General features: G+C 69.0%; 15 protein-coding genes. 9 read left to right on the top strand and 6 right to left on the bottom strand.

Annotated features, from left to right (window positions below):
• Positions 1–201: 201 nt before the first annotated feature.
• Complete coding sequence (gene dnaG, locus ACFPZ3_RS07830) at positions 202–2,043, bottom strand: DNA primase (RefSeq protein ID WP_379513287.1); 1,842 nt, start codon at positions 2,041–2,043, stop codon at positions 202–204.
• 220 nt (positions 2,044–2,263) lie between these two features.
• Here dnaG and ACFPZ3_RS07825 point away from each other — a divergent pair, with 220 nt between their 5' ends.
• Complete coding sequence (locus ACFPZ3_RS07825; RefSeq protein WP_379513286.1) at positions 2,264–3,103, top strand: M23 family metallopeptidase; 840 nt, start codon at positions 2,264–2,266, stop codon at positions 3,101–3,103.
• Here ACFPZ3_RS07825 and ACFPZ3_RS07820 read toward each other — a convergent pair.
• Together ACFPZ3_RS07820 and ACFPZ3_RS07815 are read right to left on the bottom strand one after the other, a co-directional pair.
• Positions 3,069–4,226: an NAD(P)/FAD-dependent oxidoreductase gene (locus tag ACFPZ3_RS07820; RefSeq protein ID WP_379513285.1), complete on the bottom strand. Its 1,158-nt coding sequence runs from the start codon at positions 4,224–4,226 to the stop codon at positions 3,069–3,071. The genes ACFPZ3_RS07825 and ACFPZ3_RS07820 overlap by 35 nt on opposite strands.
• Before the next feature lie 87 nt (positions 4,227–4,313).
• A complete protein-coding gene (locus ACFPZ3_RS07815; RefSeq protein ID WP_379513284.1) occupies positions 4,314–5,534 on the bottom strand; it encodes a deoxyguanosinetriphosphate triphosphohydrolase in 1,221 nt (406 codons plus the stop codon).
• Positions 5,535–5,614: 80 nt separating this feature from the next.
• On the opposite strand from ACFPZ3_RS07815, the gene ACFPZ3_RS07810 reads away from it, so the two are divergent.
• From ACFPZ3_RS07810 to ACFPZ3_RS07790, 5 genes are all read left to right on the top strand, one after another.
• The gene (locus ACFPZ3_RS07810) at positions 5,615–7,114 is read left to right on the top strand and encodes a M48 family metallopeptidase (protein WP_379513283.1); all 1,500 of its coding nucleotides are present in this window, start codon (positions 5,615–5,617) and stop codon (positions 7,112–7,114) included.
• Between the two features lie 170 nt (positions 7,115–7,284).
• Positions 7,285–7,947 (top strand): protein-L-isoaspartate O-methyltransferase family protein, encoded by a 663-nt coding sequence (locus tag ACFPZ3_RS07805; RefSeq protein WP_379513282.1) that lies wholly within the window; start codon positions 7,285–7,287, stop codon positions 7,945–7,947.
• 250 nt (positions 7,948–8,197) lie between these two features.
• Complete coding sequence (locus ACFPZ3_RS07800) at positions 8,198–9,937, top strand: DUF4832 domain-containing protein (RefSeq protein WP_379513281.1); 1,740 nt, start codon at positions 8,198–8,200, stop codon at positions 9,935–9,937.
• Between the two features lie 67 nt (positions 9,938–10,004).
• Positions 10,005–10,541, top strand: a complete 537-nt coding sequence (locus ACFPZ3_RS07795; protein ID WP_379513280.1) for a GNAT family N-acetyltransferase — start codon at positions 10,005–10,007, stop codon at positions 10,539–10,541.
• 138 nt (positions 10,542–10,679) lie between these two features.
• Entirely contained in the window at positions 10,680–10,976 is a 297-nt protein-coding gene (locus ACFPZ3_RS07790; RefSeq protein ID WP_379513279.1) for a hypothetical protein, read from the top strand.
• Positions 10,977–11,010: 34 nt separating this feature from the next.
• Here ACFPZ3_RS07790 and ACFPZ3_RS07785 read toward each other — a convergent pair whose 3' ends face one another.
• Positions 11,011–12,429 (bottom strand): MFS transporter, encoded by a 1,419-nt coding sequence (locus ACFPZ3_RS07785; RefSeq protein ID WP_379513278.1) that lies wholly within the window; start codon positions 12,427–12,429, stop codon positions 11,011–11,013.
• A complete protein-coding gene (locus tag ACFPZ3_RS07780; RefSeq protein WP_379513277.1) occupies positions 12,426–13,271 on the bottom strand; it encodes an alpha/beta fold hydrolase in 846 nt (281 codons plus the stop codon). The genes ACFPZ3_RS07785 and ACFPZ3_RS07780 overlap by 4 nt, the downstream gene beginning before the upstream one ends.
• A 98-nt stretch (positions 13,272–13,369) precedes the next feature.
• Here ACFPZ3_RS07780 and ACFPZ3_RS07775 point away from each other — a divergent pair, with 98 nt between their 5' ends.
• The 3 genes from ACFPZ3_RS07775 (at position 13,370) to ACFPZ3_RS07765 (ending at position 16,493) form a co-directional block, all read left to right on the top strand.
• The gene (locus ACFPZ3_RS07775; RefSeq protein ID WP_379513276.1) at positions 13,370–14,299 is read left to right on the top strand and encodes a LysR family transcriptional regulator; all 930 of its coding nucleotides are present in this window, start codon (positions 13,370–13,372) and stop codon (positions 14,297–14,299) included.
• Between the two features lie 221 nt (positions 14,300–14,520).
• Complete coding sequence (locus ACFPZ3_RS07770; RefSeq protein WP_379513275.1) at positions 14,521–15,108, top strand: Uma2 family endonuclease; 588 nt, start codon at positions 14,521–14,523, stop codon at positions 15,106–15,108.
• A gap of 179 nt (positions 15,109–15,287) precedes the next feature.
• Complete coding sequence (locus ACFPZ3_RS07765; RefSeq protein ID WP_379513274.1) at positions 15,288–16,493, top strand: helix-turn-helix domain-containing protein; 1,206 nt, start codon at positions 15,288–15,290, stop codon at positions 16,491–16,493.
• A gap of 508 nt (positions 16,494–17,001) precedes the next feature.
• Here the strand turns inward: ACFPZ3_RS07765 and ACFPZ3_RS07760 are convergent.
• Entirely contained in the window at positions 17,002–17,502 is a 501-nt protein-coding gene (locus ACFPZ3_RS07760) for a GNAT family N-acetyltransferase (RefSeq protein ID WP_379513273.1), read from the bottom strand.
• Positions 17,503–17,507: the final 5 nt, after the last annotated feature.

Raw genomic sequence — 17,507 nt, 5'->3', positions numbered from 1 at the left:
TGATCAGGAAAGTAAAGTCAATTACGCGGTCTGGATTCACGCGCCCGACGACGCCGTCCGGTCGGTCGCAACACTTTCGCTGCCCAGACGGTGTTGTCCGCTCCTCTTTGTCGCATGTTGGACCGCGCCAAGTTCCCTGCTCAACCACCCTGGTTTGCCGCTTGCGATCGCCGCCAAACTGTTACCTGGCGAGAACGATCTTCAGGTCCCGGAGACGCGGTTGCGCAGGACCCTGCGCTGCTGCTCCAGCGCCACCAGCTCCCCGAACAACCTGTTGTACTCCTGCTGCTGCTCCACCGGATTGAGCCGCTGGATGCGGGACTTGACCTGCGCGATGGCACGATCGAGCGGCATGGCCTCGACGCCGGTGAGGATGTCGCCGGCGTAGCGCTCCTCGGCGTGCGCGTCCGCGTGGATCGCCTCGACCGCGAAGCGGGTCACCAGCTCCCGCGCGCCCTCCTCGTGAGCGTGCCGCAGCAGCCGCTCCACCCACTCGCGTCCGCCCGCCCCGGCCGAGGCGACGCCTCCGGCATCGACGATGACCTTGTGCAGCAGCACGTGGTCGGGGGCGGTGAACGCCTGCGGGTCGAGCGCGTCGAAGCGCGGCCCGAGCAGAGCCGGGCGCTGCACGGCCAGTTTGAGCAGCTCGCCCTCGACGCGCGCGCTCGGATCGACCGGCGCCGCCTTGGGCGCCCGCTGGCGGCGGCCCTGCTGGGCGCCGGAGACCTCGGAGATGCGCTGCATGACGAACCGCTCGTCCATGAACCCGAGCCACCGGTCGAGGTCGATGGCGTAGCGCTTGCGCAGCCCCACGTCCTTGATCCCGGCCACGATCGGCGCGGCGGCATCGAGCGCCGCGATCTTGCCCTCGTTGCTGCGCAGGTCGAAGCGGGAGATCGTGCTCCTGATGGCGAACTGGAACAGCGGCTCCCTGCTCGCGATCAGGTCGCGCACGGCCGCGTCGCCCTGCTTGATGCGCAGGTCGCACGGGTCGAGCCCGTCGCCCTGCACCGCGACGTAGGTCTGCGTGACGAACTTCTGCTCGTCGGCGAACGCCCGCAGCGCGGCCTTCTGCCCCGCCGCGTCGCCGTCGAAGGTGAAGATGACCTCGCCACGGAACTCGGCCTGGTCGAGCAGGAAGCGGCGAAGGATCTTGATGTGCTCCTCGCCGAAGGAGGTGCCGCAGGTGGCCACGGCGGTGGGCACCCCGGCCAGATAGCAGGCCATCACATCGGTGTATCCCTCGACGATCACGGCCTGCGCGCGCTTGGAGATCTCTCGTTTGGCAAGATCAATCCCATAAAGAACCTGGCTCTTCTTGTAAAGCGGCGAGTCAGGCGTATTCAGATATTTCGGGCCCTCGTCGGAATCGAGCAACTTCCGCGCGCCAAATCCGATCACGTCGCCCGTGGCGTCCCTGATGGGCCAGATGAGCCGCCCGCGGAAGCGGTCCATCGGACCCCGCCGCCCCTCCTTGGCCAGCCCGCCCTTGACCAGCTCGTCAGCGCTGAACCCGCGCCCCATGAGATGGCGGCTGAGCGCCTCCCACTCGGCCGGCGCGTATCCGACCCCGAACGTCTCGGCGTCGGCGCGCTCGAAGCCCCGCTCCGACAGGAAACGCCGCCCCACCGCCGCGTCGGGCGTCATCAGCTTCTCGGCGTAGAACTCCGCCGCCGCCTTGTGCGCCTCGATCAGCCTGGCCCGCTCGCCGTGGTCACGCCGGGGAACGTAACCGCCCTGCTCATACTGGAGGTGGATCCCGGCCCGCTGCGCCAGCCGCTCCACGGCCTCGCCGAAGGACAGATGCTCGGTCTTCTCGACGAACGTGATCACGTCGCCGCCCTCCGAGCAGCCGAAACAGTAGAACATCCCGCGCTCGGGGGTGACGTTGAACGACGGGCTCTTCTCGTCGTGGAACGGGCACAACCCCTTGAGGTTGCCGCCTCCCGCGTTGCGCAACTGGATGTGTTCGCCGATCACATCGGCGATGGGGGAACGCTCGCGTACGAGTGCGATGTCGACATCACGGATCCGGCCAGCCACGCCGGTGAGTCTATTCCGCCCCGCCGACGGTTCGGCGCCTCACCGGGTGTCCCCGGCATGGTGAGCGGGGAGGAAGGCCAGGGTTACCTCTCGGCTGCGAAAGGGGGAAAGCGGCAATGTGAGGGCTCCCGGTCGGCTACAAAGGTAAAGGTTGTCGGTGGAAACGGTGACACGGGTGGAGATCATGCGATCGGGGCTTATCGGACGTTGGGCGGCCGTCATGGGCGCTGTGCTGCTGACCGGTGCCTGCACCCAGGCCACCGGGCTGGCCGGCGTCAGCGCGGGCTCGCCCTCCACGAGCTCGACCGGCACCCCGGAGGTCACCGCCACGATCCCCGCCCCGACCCCCGAGCAGCAGGCGGCCGAGCAGCCGCCCAAGGGCGACGACCCGGTCAAGGTGCCGCCGCCGAAGATGTCGAAGTACACCTACACCTTCCCTGTGAAGGGGTGTAAGACCACCTACCAGCGCAAGCTGCTCGTGCTGCCCAAGACGACGATCTGGGCCGGGCAGGGGTGCTCGTTCGTGGCGCCCATCGGCGGCGTCGTGGACGAGGTGAACATCCAGAACAGGTGGAATCCGGCCACCGACGCGGGGCCCGACCGCGAGGGCAGGTTCGTCACGATCATCGGCGACGACGGCGTGCGCTACCTCGGCGGCCACCTCGACTCGGTCGCCGAGGGCGTGCGGCAGGGCGTGCGCGTCAAGGCCGGCCAGCTCCTCGGGCGGGTGGGCCGCACGGGCAACGCCCGCGACACCGGGCCGAACCTCTACTTCGCGATCTCGTGGAAGACCGGCCCGGCCTTCTGGTGGGTGCGCAGGGGCATGGTCAAGCCGTGGAACTATCTCGACGCGTGGAAGTCCGGCAACCGCACGTTCTCCCCCAGGGAGGAGACGCTGAAGCTGCGCGGCAAGCTGGGCGAGACGCCGGGCTGCGCCGTGCAGTGCGCCTCGAAGAGGGTGCCGCAGGCCGCCAAGACGCCGAAGCCCCGCAAGACCAAGACAGAAGAGCAGCAGATCATCACGCTCAACCCGACGATAGCTCCTTTGCGTCCACAGTGACGCCCGACCTGATCAGCTCCTGGATGTCGTCCACGACGTCCCAGACGTTGACGTTCATCCCGGCGATCACCCGGCCCCCGCGCAACCAGTACGCGATGAACTCCAGGCCCTCGGGGTCACCGCGATAGACGATCTCGTCGTGGCCCTCGATGTCGCCGGAGAACTCCATGCCCAGCTCGTACTGGTCGGTGTAGAAGTACGGGAGCCGGTCGTAGGCGACCTCCTGGCCGAGCATGGACCTGGCGGCGGCCGGGCCTCCGTGCAGGGCGTTGGCCCAGTGCTCGACGCGGATGCGGCGGCCGTACAAGGGGTGGAAGAACTCGGCCACGTCGCCCGCCGCGAACACGTCCGGGTGGGAGGTGCGCAGGGCGGCGTCGGTGAGGATGCCCTGGCCGACGTCGAGTCCGGCGTCGCGGGCGAGCCAGACCTCGGGCGCGGCGCCGATGCCGACCACGACGAGGTCGGCGGTGAGCCGCTCGCCGGAGCTGAGGCGCACGCCGGTGTCGGTGATCTCCGCCGCGGCCGTGCCGAAGCGCAGATCCACGCCCTTGCGCGCGTGCAGGCCGGCGAACAGCTGCCCCAGTTCCTGGCCGAGCGCCCGGTTGAGCCCGGTGGGCTCGGGCTCGACGACGGTGACCTCACAACCCGCCGTCCGGGCTGCCGCGGCCGTCTCCAGGCCGATCCAGGACGCGCCGACGATGATCACCCTGGCGCCGCGCGTGAAACGGGCCCTGAGCGCCTCGCTGTCCTCGACGGTACGCAGATAGTACGCGGGCCCCGGCAGGCGCCTGGGGACGGCACCGGTCGCGATGAGGAGCTTGTCATACGGCTGGCGCGACCCGTCCCCAAGTCTCACCAGGTGATGATCGGGTTCGATGCGGGTGACCCGCATGCCGAGCCGGAGATCCACGCCGTTGTCCGCGTACCACTCGGGGGCGTGAACGAAGATGTCGTCTCGTGCGCTCCTGCCGTGGAGGTAGTCCTTGGACAGGGGCGGTCTCTCATAGGGCCGCTCGGTTTCCGCACCGATCAGCACTATCTCGCCGTCGAAGCCCTCCTCGCGCAGCGTCTGCGCTGCCTTGGCTCCGGCCAGTCCGGCGCCGACGATCACAAATGTGGCCATGGGCGCAGTATCCGCCCAGCGGGGTCATCGGGAAAGCCGGTTGCACCGCAGACCTGGCTCGTTGACGAACCTTTGGTCCCCCGGCGGTCAGTGGGAGAGGCTGCGATGCCAGGCCATGGCCGAGGTGTCGGTGAGCGAGGCGATCTGGTCGATGACCACGCGTACGCGGCCGGCGTCGTCCCGAGCCTCCAGGTAGGCGGGCCTGAAGGCGGGCTCCAGCGTGCCCGGCGCGCCCAGCGTGATCAGGGAGGCCAGCTCAGTGATGAGGTCGCGCTGCCTGGCCTGGTTGGCGTGGTGGTCCTCCGTGGTCATCACGTAGTGCGCGGTCACGCCCTTGAGCAGCGCGCACTCCAGCCTGGTGGAGCGGGGCACGACGAGGTCGGCGCGGTGGCGGGAGCCGTACACCTCCTTGGTGGCGGCCTGCGCGGACTGGCAGAAGCGGCCGATGAGCCCGCTCGTGAGGGCCTTGAGCCCGGCCAGGTCGGCGAGGGTGGCCTCGAAGCGGCGCGGCCAGAGGGGGTCGGCGATCAGCTTGGCGAAGACGTCCTCCAGCTCGTTGAGGTCGGTGCCGGGGGCGTACCAGGTGCGGGTGATCTCGCACACCTGGGTGCGCTCGGAGGGCGCCTGGAGCTCCTCGGGGGTCACGTGGCCGGAGTGCAGGGCGTCCTCGAGGTCATGTACGGAGTAGGCCACGTCGTCGGCCCAGTCCATGATCTGCGCCTCGAAGCTCACCCGCCCGTCGGGGGCGCCGTCCCTGATCCACTCGAACACCGGCAGGTCGTCGTCGTACACGCCGAACTTGGGCGCCTTGTCGCACGTCCACGGATATTTGATGGAGGCGTCCAGGGCGGCGCGCGTCAGGTTGAGCCCGGCGCTGCGGCCGTCCTCGGTGAGCACCTTGGCCTCCAGCCTGGTGAGCAGGCGCAGGCTCTGCGCGTTGCCCTCGAAGCCGCCGCAGGAGGACGACAGCGCGTTGAGCGCCACCTCCCCGTTGTGCCCGAACGGCGGATGCCCCAGGTCGTGGGCCAGGCAGGCGGTCTCCACCAGGTCGGGGTCGACGCCCAGGGTGGCGCCCATCTCCCGGCCCACCTGGGCGCATTCGAGGGAGTGGGTAAGGCGCGTGCGCGGGATGTGCTGGCCGCCGCCGAGCGTCTCTCCCGGGCCCACGACCTGCGTCTTCGCGGCCAGTCTGCGTAGTGCGGAGCTGTGCAGGACCCGGGCGCGGTCGCGTTCGAACGCGGACCGTTCCGGATTGCCGGGAAGTTCCGGCACCCAACGCTCTTGGTCGTGCTCGTCGTAATACGGCATCAGTGATGTGATTTTATCCAGTTTCCCGTCTCCGCTAGTGTCAAGCCTCGCGAGAACCCATTCCCCGGGAGCCCTCCCCCATGACGACAGCGTTCCGAGCAGTGCTGGCCTTTACCCTGCTCGCCGGCTTCTACGTGCTGGTCGCCCTCATCCTGGCGACCGCCATCTTCGTCGACGTGATGCTCCTCGTCGAGTTCCACGCCAACACCGTCAAGTTCGCGATCGTCCTGACCCTGGCGGCCGGCGCGCTCGTCCGCGCCCTGCTCATGGTCAGCCGCCGCCGCGACGGCGACCAGCCGGGCGTGCCGGTCGGACGCGAGCACGAGCCGGTGTTGTGGCAGACGGTCGAGGACCTCGCCCAGCGCGTACGCACCGCGCCACCGGACGAGATCCGCCTGGTCGCGGAGGTGAACGCGGCCGTGTCGGAGGACACGCGCCTGCTTGGGCTGCGGGCGACGCGGCGGCGCATGTTCATCGGGCTGCCGCTGCTGCAGACGCTCACCGTGGACGAGATGCGCTCGGTGCTCGGGCACGAGCTCGGCCACTACAGCGGCGCCCACACCCGACTGGGCGCGCCGGTCTACCGGGGCCGGGTCTCGCTCATCGCCACCGTCCAGGGCCTGCGCAACCATCCGTTCATCCAGCGCCTGTTCACCTGGTACGCCAAGCTCTACCTCCGCGTCTCGCAGGCCGTCTCACGCAAGCAGGAGCTGGAGGCCGACCGGTTCGCCGTCGCGATCGGCGGCCGGCAGGCGATGGCGGGCGCCCTGCGCAAGATCCACACCACCGCGACCGGCTGGGACCTGTACGTCAACAACTACCTGAGCCTGACGGGCGCGGGCGGCACCAGGCCGGCGATGGTGTTCGGGGGCTTCCACGCGCTCATGAGCGACCCCGAGCGCCAGGCCGAGATCGCCAAGCTGGGCGAACAGCCGGAGGAGGTCTCCCCGTACGACTCCCACCCGAGCCTGGCCGAGCGCCTGACCGCGATCGAGCATCTGCAGGAGCCGCAGCACGTGCCGGACCCGCGCTCGGCCCTGACGCTGCTGGTCGACGCGAACGTGGCGGTGCAGGCGGTGGAGCAGTCGATGTGGACCAGCGACGCGCTGACGACGCTGCGGCCGGTGCCGTGGGAGGAGCTGATCGCCCACGGCATGTACGCCGGCCGCAACGCCGACGCCCTCCACGACCTGGCGGTGGCCGGGCAGCAGGTGATGGGCGCCTCGCGGCCGTACCTGGACGCGGCGTTCGAGGCCATCGCGCGGGGCCGGCAGGGGGAACTGGAGGCCAAGCTGCTCGAACAGGGCTGGACCCCCTCCCCCACGTTGCTGTCCGGGGTGCTGGGGCAGGCGCTGGAGGCGGTGCTGATCCAGCTCGGCGAGGCCAAGTGGACGCTGTCGTGGGCGGGGCCCGCGCGGCTGCTGTTCGACGACGGGGAGGAGGTGGCGCTGTCGGAGTACGCGGCCCAGGTGGCCGCCGACTCCGCGGCCGTGGGCGGGCTGCGGCAGTGGCTGGGCGATCACGGCATGCGCCACGACTACGTCCCCATTGAGGAGCCCAGCCCGGCCGCGCTGCACTAGCCGTTCCTGGTGTCCTTTGACGCGGGTCCGTGGAGTGAGGTCCCGCGGCTGGTTTTCCTGACGGCCTTGCCAGGCTGCGATCCGTGGTCGTACGGTCACCCTTAGCATTCGCCCAGTACAAGGGAGGCGCTGTGAGCAGGCAAGACGGCGGAACTCGGCGAGGCTCAGCGATGCTGCCGCACATTGCCTGGCGGCTGGAGGCGATGATCGCGGCGATCGCGGACCGCCGGGCCCCCGCGACCGGCGCGATCGAGCAGGCGTTGCGGAAAGTCCCCCGCCACTGGTTCGTCCCCTCCCTTGGACTGGCGCTCGACGACGACGGCGGCGCCGTGCCGATCGACCGTGAGACCGATCCTCCCGCCTGGTGGGACGCCGTCTACTCCGGGATGCCGATCGCCACCCCGCTCGGCGACGGCATCACCTACACCTGCGTGAACCCCGCCCCCAGCTCCGTCGTCGACCTGCTCGAACTCCTCGACCCCCACCCGGGGCAGCGGGTGCTGGAGGTGGGGACGGGCAGCGGCTGGGTGACCGCGCTGCTGTGCCGGCTGACGGGCGAGTCGGGGAGCGTGACGTCGATCGAGGGCGACGCGGGGGTGGCGGAGGTGGCCGGGCGGAATCTGGCCGCCGCCGGGGTCCGGCCACGGCTGGTCGTCGGGGACAGTGCGCGCGGATGTCCGGAGCGGGGGCCGTACGACCGGGTGCTGGCGCTGTCCACCGCGCCGGACTCCTGGGTCGCGCAGGCCGCCCCCGGAGCGGTGATCGTCGGAGGGGACGGCGGGGGATCTCGGATCGTGGTGGCAGCAGGCGATATGAACAGTCACGTCAAGTAGGTGGAGTCCCGGTGCGGAAGCTGAGTGGTGAAGGGTTCGCGGTGCTGCCCGACGGTGCCGCGGGACAGGCCCGGAGCAGAGTGGGCGGTGCTGGCGTTGCTACCAGCTCAACCCCACTTACCGAGGAGTCCCTGATTATCGGCGAGCGACACACTAGCTGGCATGGGAACACTTTGTGAGGTCTTGACTTAATTCCCATGGACTCCATGATTAGTCGCAAGTCATTCAGCCCGGCTTGCCTAGGAGCCCCATGCCCAAGCTCACACGCGGCCTCACCCTCCTGCTCTTCCTGTGCGCGTCCGTCCTCGTCGCGCCGACGGCCGCCCTGGCCGCCATCACCGGCCAGTCGGCCACCAACACCGCCACGACGGTGACCTACCAGTTCGCCTACACCGGCAGCCCCGCCTACGCGCGCGCGTACGTCGACACCGACCGCAACCCCGCGACCGGCTTCGCCCAGGACGGGGTGGGCGCCGACTTCTTACTGGAGAACGCCTCCCTCTACCGCCACAACGGCGGCGGCTGGAGCTGGACTCTCGTGGGAGCGGTCACCTACTCCGCCACCGGCGGCACGGCCAAGTGGACGGTGTCACGGTCGAGCCTCGGCGAGAGCGCCACGCCGAACGACGCCGACCTCGTCTTCCAGGTCGAGTCCCCGCTGGAGACCTCCGCCAAGTACACGCATGTCTACTCCGGTGGCGGCGGTGGCGGCGGCTCCGTCACCTACACCCCCACCAGCGCCGACTTCGCCAACCCAGAGCGCGGCCTCTACCACCACACCGGAGACTGCGACAAGAACGACTTCTCCCTCGCGACCCTCCAGAGCTACCGCACCACCCAGAACATCTCGCTGGTGATGTGCGTCTTCTACCTGGCCGAGTTCAAGACCACCGCGATCAGCCAGGCCGCGCTGGACCAGTTGCAGCAGCAACTCGACACCGTACGCGCGGCGGGCCTGAAGATGGTCCTGCGCTTCGCCTACACCACCTCAGAAGACGGCGCCGACGCGGCCAAGGACCGGGTGCTCGCCCACCTGGACCAGCTCGCCCCCTACCTGAGCGCCAACAAGGACGTCATCTACCTCATGCAGGCCGGGTTCATCGGGGCGTGGGGCGAGTGGTACTACACCCAGAACTTCGGCAACGCGGGCACCGTGACCGCCGCCGACTGGGCCAACAGGAAGGCCGTGGTCGACAAGATCCTCAACGTCCTGCCCTCGACCCGGATGGTGCAGCTGCGCACCCCGAAGTTCAAGCGCACCCTGTACACCACCAGCCCCGTCACCTCCGGGCAGGCCTACGGCGGCTCGGCCGTGGCGCGGCTGGGACACCACAACGACTGCTTCCTGGCCAGTCCCGACGACTACGGCACGTACGAGAACACGGCCGTCGAGTACCCGTACCTGGCCTCCGACACGGCCTACGTCCCCATGGGCGGCGAGACCTGTAACCCCAACCCGCCGCGCTCGGACTGCCCGACCGCCAAGGACGAGTTGTCCCGCTTCCACTACTCCTACCTGAACACCGACTACCACACCGGCGTGCTCGGCTCATGGAACACCGGCGGCTGCCTGGCGGAGATCACCCGCCGCCTCGGCTACCGCTTCGCCCTGACCAGCGGAACGTACCCCGGCACGGCCACGCGAGGAGGCTCTCTGCCGGTCACCGTCAACCTCCAGAACGACGGCTACGCCTCCCCGTTCAACCCGCGCGGCCTGGAACTGGTCCTGCGCAACACCTCCACCTCGGCCGTCTACCGCCTGCCCCTCACCGCCGACCCGCGCAAGTGGCAGCCGGGAGCGACGACCACCGTCACCCAGACGCTCACCCTGCCCGCGTCCATCCCCGCCGGCAGCTACGCGCTCCTGCTCAACCTGCCCGACCCGCAACTCTCGTCCAGGCCCGAATACTCGATCCGCCTCGCCAACGAGGGCACCTGGGAGGCCGCCACCGGCCTCAACAAACTCCTCCACACCGTGACCGTGAGCTGACGTCTGTGGCCCGCACCCTGCGTTAATGGTTTGACGGCGGGTGCGGGCTGTCAGCACCATCGCGTACGTGCACATCGAGTTCTCGAGATTCTCACCCGGCGACGACACCGGCGCGCTGGTCGCGTTCCTGACCGGCGAGACCTGGCCCTTCCACGCCGGAGTCCAGGAGGAGGCCGCGATCAGGCGGCGGGCCGCCGACGGGCTCTATGACGACGACGACAGCCGCACGTTCTGGCTGCTCGCCGACGGAGAACGCGCCGGGCTGGTGCGTCTGCAGGACCTCACCGAGGACACACCCATGTTCGACCTGCGCGTACGCGCTTCCTGGCGGGGTCGTGGGCTCGGGAAGGCGGCGGTCGACTGGCTGACCGGCTACCTGTTCACGGAGTTTCCCGAGGTCATGAGGATCGAGGGAACCACGCGGCAGGACAACCGGGCCATGCGGGCGATCTTCCTGAAGTGCGGGTATGCGAAGGAGTCGCATTACCGGGACGCCTGGCCGAGCCCGGAGGGGGTCCTTTACGACTCGGTCGGGTACGCGATTCTGCGGCGGGACTGGGTGTCGGGGACGGTGACTCTTCCCGATTGGGATGATGAGGCCTGACGCTCAACGCGCTCCCGCGGCTTGCGGTAGCGTCGATGTCGGTCCCGGTGAATCGTGCGCGGAGTCGGAGGTGATCACGGTGCATCCGGTCTAGTGACGGCCCCAGCCAGGGGTGTCACGGAGCCGAAAGGTGACCGTATGAGCAAGACCGACAAGACCCGGCCCTGGTGGGTGCGGATGGCGGACGTGCCGATGGCGACCTGTCTGCCGGTACATGATCATCGCTTTGGGCGCTGCACGCTGCCTGACGAGGTCACCGCCGACAGCGCGTCACTGAGCCACCGCACGAGCGGCTGTTACTGGACCGCCACCGCCTACGCCTACCACCTGTTCGGTTATGGCGACGGGGGTCGGGAGTGGCAGGAGTTCCGGCGTGAAGAGCGCCGCCGCAGCCGTCGCCAGGCACGCCGCGACCTGCGCGCCTATCAGGGGTAAGAGCCGATCCGATTGCGGGGTCCGCCGTGGCGGTTCAGCCGTGGTCGCCCGCGCTCTGGCGCGTGGTCACGCCTCGTTGGGAGAGGCTCTGGTGCGCTGATGGGGCGTTGGCGCGGTTCGTTTCGCGTAGCCGCAGGCTGATCAGGGCGGTGATGGCGAAGACGGCGGCTTCGTAGAGCATGGCGTGCCAGAACGCGGCGCCGGTGCTGGGCGCACGCGCGAAGTAGGCCAGCCCGGCCGCCGTCACCCCGATCGACCCGCCGAGTTGTTGCGCCGTGGGCAGCAGCCCGGAGACCGAGCCGGCCGCCGTACCGCTGACCCTGGCCAGCACCAGCGCGAACACCGAGGCCGTGAACGAGCCGAACGCCGCCCCGCCGACGGCCAGGACCGGCGGCACCGCCCAGGCCGCGGTCCCGATGAGCGGGGCGAGCGCCAGGGCCATGCCCGCCAGCACCAGCGCCCCGACCGTGAGCACCTTCGGCCCGTGGCGACCAGAAAGGGCGGGCGCGGCGCGGCTGCCCAGGACGGCGGCAGCCGCGAACGGCGCCGACGTCAGCGCGGCGGCGACGGCCGGGTACCCGAGGGCGGACTGCAGGTGCAGGAACAGCAGGTACGTGAACGACGGCACTCCCGCGTTGAACACGAACACCAGCAGCACCCCCCACCGCGCGGTCCTGTCACCGAACACCGATGGATGGATCAGCGGATCCGGCCGCCGCGGAATCGTCCAGGCGAAGCAGCCGAGCGCGAATGCCGCCACGACGAGGCCGGCCCACGTCCACCAGGGCCAGCCGGCCTCCCGTCCCAGGGTGAGCGGGAGCACCAGCGCGCCGAATCCCACAGTGGCCAGCACCGCGCCCACACCGTCGACGCGCTGCCCTTCCGCACCCCGCGAACGTGGCAGCATGGTCGCCCCCGTCAGCGAGGCGAGCGCCACCGGCACCGTGACCAGGAACACCAGGCGCCAGCCCAGGCCGAAGAGGTCGGCGCCGAGGAGGAGGCCGCCGATCAGCGGCCCGGCCAGCGACGCCACCCCCATCGTGGCGCCGAACAGGCCGACGGCACGCGGTCGCCGGTCGATGGGGATGGCGACCTGGATGATCGACAGGACCTGCGGCGCGACCAGGCCGCTGCCCGCGCCCTGGACCAGCCTGGCCACGATCAGCGACACGGCGTCAGGGGCGCAGGCGCAGGCCACCGAACCGATGGTGAAGACCGCGGTGCCCAGGACGAACAGCCGGCGGTAGCCGTACCGGTCGCCCAGCCGTGCGGCCGTGATGAGCAGGCAGGCGTAGGTCAGGGTGTAGCCGGCCAGGATGAGCTGCGCCGCACCGGGACCGGCGTTCAGATCGGCCTGTATCGCCGGGGCGGCGATCTGCGCGATGGTGACGCTGAGCAGCTGCACGAAGGTCGCGCTCAGCACCACCGGCAGCACGAACCGGCGACCGCTCATGCGACAAGGGCCGCCGCCAGCTCGCGTGGGTGAGCGGCGAACGGGCTGTGGCTGGCCGGGAGCGTGCGGACGGTGAACGGGTTGCCGTCGAACGCCTCGTCGGCTTCGGCGATCATCAGATCCTGTACGGCCGGTGGCAGCCCCTGGTCATGGGCGCAGCGCAGGAACGTCCGCGGGATCCGTCCCCATTTCGCCGCCGTCAGGGTGACCGGGGTCGCCGGGATCGCCAGGGGCAGATCGGGGCTCAGCAGAGAGCGCCAGCGATCGAACCGGTCGAGGGGCGTGTCGTGGTAATGGGCCTGCCGCAGCTCCTCGACGTAGTCGGGATCGGTCGAGAGCGGATTGATCCGTACAACACCCAGAGCCTCGGCATCGCCGAGGTTGAGGCCCTGCCCAAGCGCGGCGGCGTTCTCGGGCGAGCCGAGATAGTCGAAGAAGCGCGGCCGTCCACCGGGCACGAACGCGGACACGTACACGATCCTGTCCACGAGCTCGGGCGCCCGCTCGGCGGCCAGCGAGGCGGGCCCACCGCCCGCGCTGTGCGCGACGAGCACGACCGTGCGGTACCGGCGTACCCGGCGCAGCGTGTCCACGATCGTCTCGGCGCAGTCGTCCATGGTCACGGCGGCGAGCTGCGACTTCTCGGTCAGCAGGCCGGGCTGGCCGGGCAGGAGGTATCCGGTGGGCAGCGGCGCGTCGAAGCCGTGCCCCGGCAGATCGACGGCCACACCGGCGGCACCGAGCCCGGCGAGCACGCGCTGGGTCTCCGCCCACTGCGCGGAGCTGTGCCAGGCGCCGTGCACGAAGACGAAAACAGTGCTGGTCAGGGAGGAATCTGTCATGTCCCCATCCCAGCCGACCGCAGCTGCGATATGCAGTGAAATATCTGGCAAGCTGGGTGACGATACCTCAGAGATATCGCGGGGGATGAGGTCAGCTCATGGAAGCACGACATTTGCGGTACGCGCTCACCCTCGCCGAACACGAACACTTCGGCCGCGCGGCCGAAGCGCTGGGGATCGCCCAACCTCCGCTGTCCAAGCAGATCGCCGATCTCGAACGCGAGGTCGGAGCCCGGTTGTTCGACCGTACGCGCCAGGGCGTGTTCCCGACGGCGGCCGGCGAGGCCTTCCTCACCCGGGCCCGCCGGGCGCTCGACGAGATCACCGCGGCGGCGGTGGACGCGGGCCGGGCGGGGCGCGGCGAAACGGGCCGGCTACGCCTGGGCTTCATCGCCTCGGCACTCCTCGACCCCCTGCCGCTCGTGCTGCGCCGATTCGGCCACGAACGACCTGACGTACGGCTGGAACTCCACGAAATGGCGACCAGCCGCAGCACCGCCGCCCTCGTCGCCGGCGAACTGGACGTGGCCATCACCCTCGGCCCGCCACGGGGCCCAGGAACCGAGCACCTCGTGTCCGTGCCGATCGGGCACGACCACCTGATCGCCGTCGTCAGCACCACCCACCCCTACGCGGGCCAGCCGTCGGTGAGCGTGTCGCAGTTGCGGCGGCAGCGGCTCATCGTGGCCCCGGGCGAGGACGAGCCCACGGTGACCGCCGGGCTGCGCACGCTGCTGGGCAAGGACTCCACGGCTCTCGACGGGGCGACCGTCGCGAGGGACGTCCACACGATCATCGGCCTCGCCGCCTCGGGCGTGGGCGTCGGCCTGGGACCGTCCCGCATGTTGTCGGCCCCGCGCCCGGGCACCTGGTTCTGCGAAGTGACCCCCCGCACACCCCTGCCCGACCTGATCCTGTCCTTCACCGGCCGCGACCAGTCCCCTGTGCTGATCGCCTTCCTCGACACCATCCGCAACAACTGCCCCGCCGTCGGCGCCACCCTCGACCACCGGCTCAGCGCACTGTAAGCGTTGCTTCCCGCCTGACTCACCGACGGAACTGCGGGTGTGGCCATGCCCAAGCCAGGGTTCCCACGCTCCGGCCGACGTCACCGCCGGCCAGGCCGCCGATGGTACGGTCGCCGTGATCGGTGCGGTTTCCGGCTGACAGCGCGGGCCATTCCTCCACCTGCCTCACGTCTTCCTGTGAGCCGATCTTCGATGTCAGCCCTCAAGCGAGGAAGACCGGCATGGCAACCCCTTCTTGGTACGAGTCGCTTCCCGAGGTCATGAGCGAAGCCGAGTATCGAGCGTTGCCGGAAGACATCGCCAGAAGCATCGAGGTCGTCCACGGGCATGTGATCAAGTGCGAGTCGCCTGCTCCACGGCGCAACCGCATAGCCCGTCGTCTCGCCGGTTCGCTGGAAGCCGCTCGTTCGATGAGCGGGCCGTGCCTTAGCGTTGAGACTGACATCGACGTGGTGCTCTGGCGGGTTCCCAAGTTCACCTTCCGGCGTCCGGACGTGGTGGTCTACAGGTGTTTGGACGATCCTGGGCAGAAGCCGGACGCGTCTCAGACCCTGGCCGTCGTCGAGGTCTCCTCGCCTGGGACCGTCCGCGAAGACCTCACCGACAAACGCACGCAGTATGCCGCCGCCGGGATCCCGCTTTACCTGCTCGTCCTGCTTGACGAGAAGTACGAAATCATCGAGATGAAGGAGTTTCATCTCGATGCCGTGGCTTGCGAATACAGGCTTCATCGGGTGCACCAGGCAGACCTCGAACTGGAACTCCCTATCAGGGTGACCATCCCGTTTCTCGTACTGACCGCCCCCTGAGGCAAGCGCGAACAGCGGTGATCACTTCGGTCGAGCGTTCGGCGGCGTGCCTGCCTCCTTCGTGGCCTGCAGGATCCATCTGCCAGAGAGACGGTCACCGCCTACGCTGGCAAGGAGGTGGTAGCCGGATCTCGGAAAGGGTGACACCCATGCCCCCTGGCGGCACGAACATTCTGATCATGGACCAGGCCGGCATAGGCCCTCGCATCGCCGACGCCCGCAAGCTCGCCGGACTCACGCAGGACGGCCTTGCCCTGCTGGTCCCCTGTTCCAAGAGCCTGGTGTCGCAAGTAGAACGGGGCAGCAAGCCCGCAACCCCCTGGCTTATCGCGGCGGTGGCCAGGGCGTTGCACGTCGACGTCACGGAACTGACCGGGCAGCCCTACCGAGGGTCCACCGGGCGGGCCGACCGGGTGCATGCCAGCGTCCCGGCCATCCGTGTCGCCCTCAACTACTGGGACGTATCGCCTGAGCTGGAAGCAGAGCCGAGAGAACTGGACCTGCTACGTGACGACGTACGCAAGGTCTCCGCTCTACTGGACCGTATTGACTACGTCGAACTCGGCAAGAGACTGCCAGGGCTGATCGAGGAACTGTCCGCCGTCCTGCACAGCAGTGAGGGCGCGAAACGCAGGACCGTTGCCGAGATGCTGATGCACGCATTCGTGGCGGCCAAATCCGTCGCTTACCGGCTGGGCTACGTCGATCTGACCTCGGTCGCCGTGGATCGGGCAACACAAGCGGCCCGCGAGACCGATCGTCCGGAACTACTCGCCTACTCCGCCGAAGAGCGTTCCCAAGTATTCTTCGCCTCGGCGGCCTACCGCGCCGGGCTCACCTTTCTCAACGAGGCGCACCAGAGGTTCGACTCGCTGATCTCAGACAGCGAACCGGGCCTGGCCATAGCGGGCTCTATGCACCTGCGATCCGCCATCATGGCCGCCCGCATGCATCCCAGCCGGGCGACTGCCTGGGAACATCTGAGCGTGGCGCGCGAGTACGCCTCACGCATTGGACGCGACACGAACCATTACGGTCTTTCCTTCGGCCCGAGCAACGTGCGGATTCATGAGATAGCAGCGGCTATCGAGCTGGAAGACCCGGACGAGGCATTGCGGCGAAACGAAGGTTTCGCCCCGTCTCGCACCCTTTCACCAGAACGGTCTTCCCATCATTATATTGATCTCGCTCGTGTGCAACTCATGGCCGGAAAGCACGACCGCGCCCTTGATTCTCTCAAGCGCGCCAACCGGCTATCGCCGCAGCACACGGCATACCACCCCATGGCTCGCGAAACAGTCACCGGGCTTCTGAGGGCGCACACTCGCATCCCAGAGCCGTTGCGGTCGCTGGCGCGGCGCGTGCAAATGACAACATCCACGTAGGACCGGTCAGTCCTGCTCGGGCCGCCTACCGGATCGCCCTCCGCTACTCGCGACTGCGAACGTCCCACCCGTTTTCGACGCTGATCGTCGAAGCACAGGCGGAATGGGCATGAGTGCTAGGAAGTCATGGCAGCAGCAGGGATGCCGCATTGTGATCTCCAGCATGGAGCACAGCCCGATGACAACACGAGCGCTCGGACAATTCATCACTGGTTGCACCGGCCGGGTCGTCTCCGTCATGCGGGACGGTCGCCTCGCCTTCGTCCAACTCGATGGACCGCGGTGCGATCTGCCACAGGGGATACGGCGTTGGATGATGCACTGGGACGACCTCACCGAGCTACCCGAGTAGCCCAGTGGCCAAGGCTGAGGAACGAAGTCCTGACCCGTCGATCGCCCCAGCCAGGGGATCAACCCGGCTCTGGCGATCGTGAGGCCGATCCGGAGTATGTGCCCAGAGACGCATGCACTACGCGCCCCCACCCCGGCCTCGCTGCAGTCGTGCACGTCACGCGGACTGCCCGTAGAGGTGGACGAGTTGGCCTCGGTAGGTGATATCGCGCAGATGCCGGTGACCGATGCGTTCGGCGACCGCGATGGAAGGCTGGTTCCCGGGCAGAATGACGGAGACCACCTCGCCGGCTCCGAGTTCGTCGAAGCAGTACCGAAGTGCGGCCCGGCCGGCCTCCGTGGCGTAGCCCTTGCCCCAGTGCTTTCTGGCCAGGCACCAGCCGACGCCCAGCCCAGGGAAACCGTGCGGCCGCCAAGGTCCTGCCCGGCCCACGAACTCACCCGTTGCCTTCTCCACCAGCGCCCAGTGTGAGTAGCCGCGGATCTCCCGGTGGCCGATGAACATGGCCAGGCTCCGCCAGGCGTCCGCGGGCGAGGTGCCCACTGACTCCGCCAGCGCTCCGGCCACCTCCGGGTCGGACAACATGGCGGCGTAGTCGTCGAAGTCGTCTCCCGTGAGAGGGCGCAGGATGAGGCGTTCGGTTTCCGAGTGACTCATGGTCG

The organism is Nonomuraea insulae (genome assembly GCF_042656245.1).
This window is presented reverse-complemented; position numbering and strand designations above follow the sequence as displayed.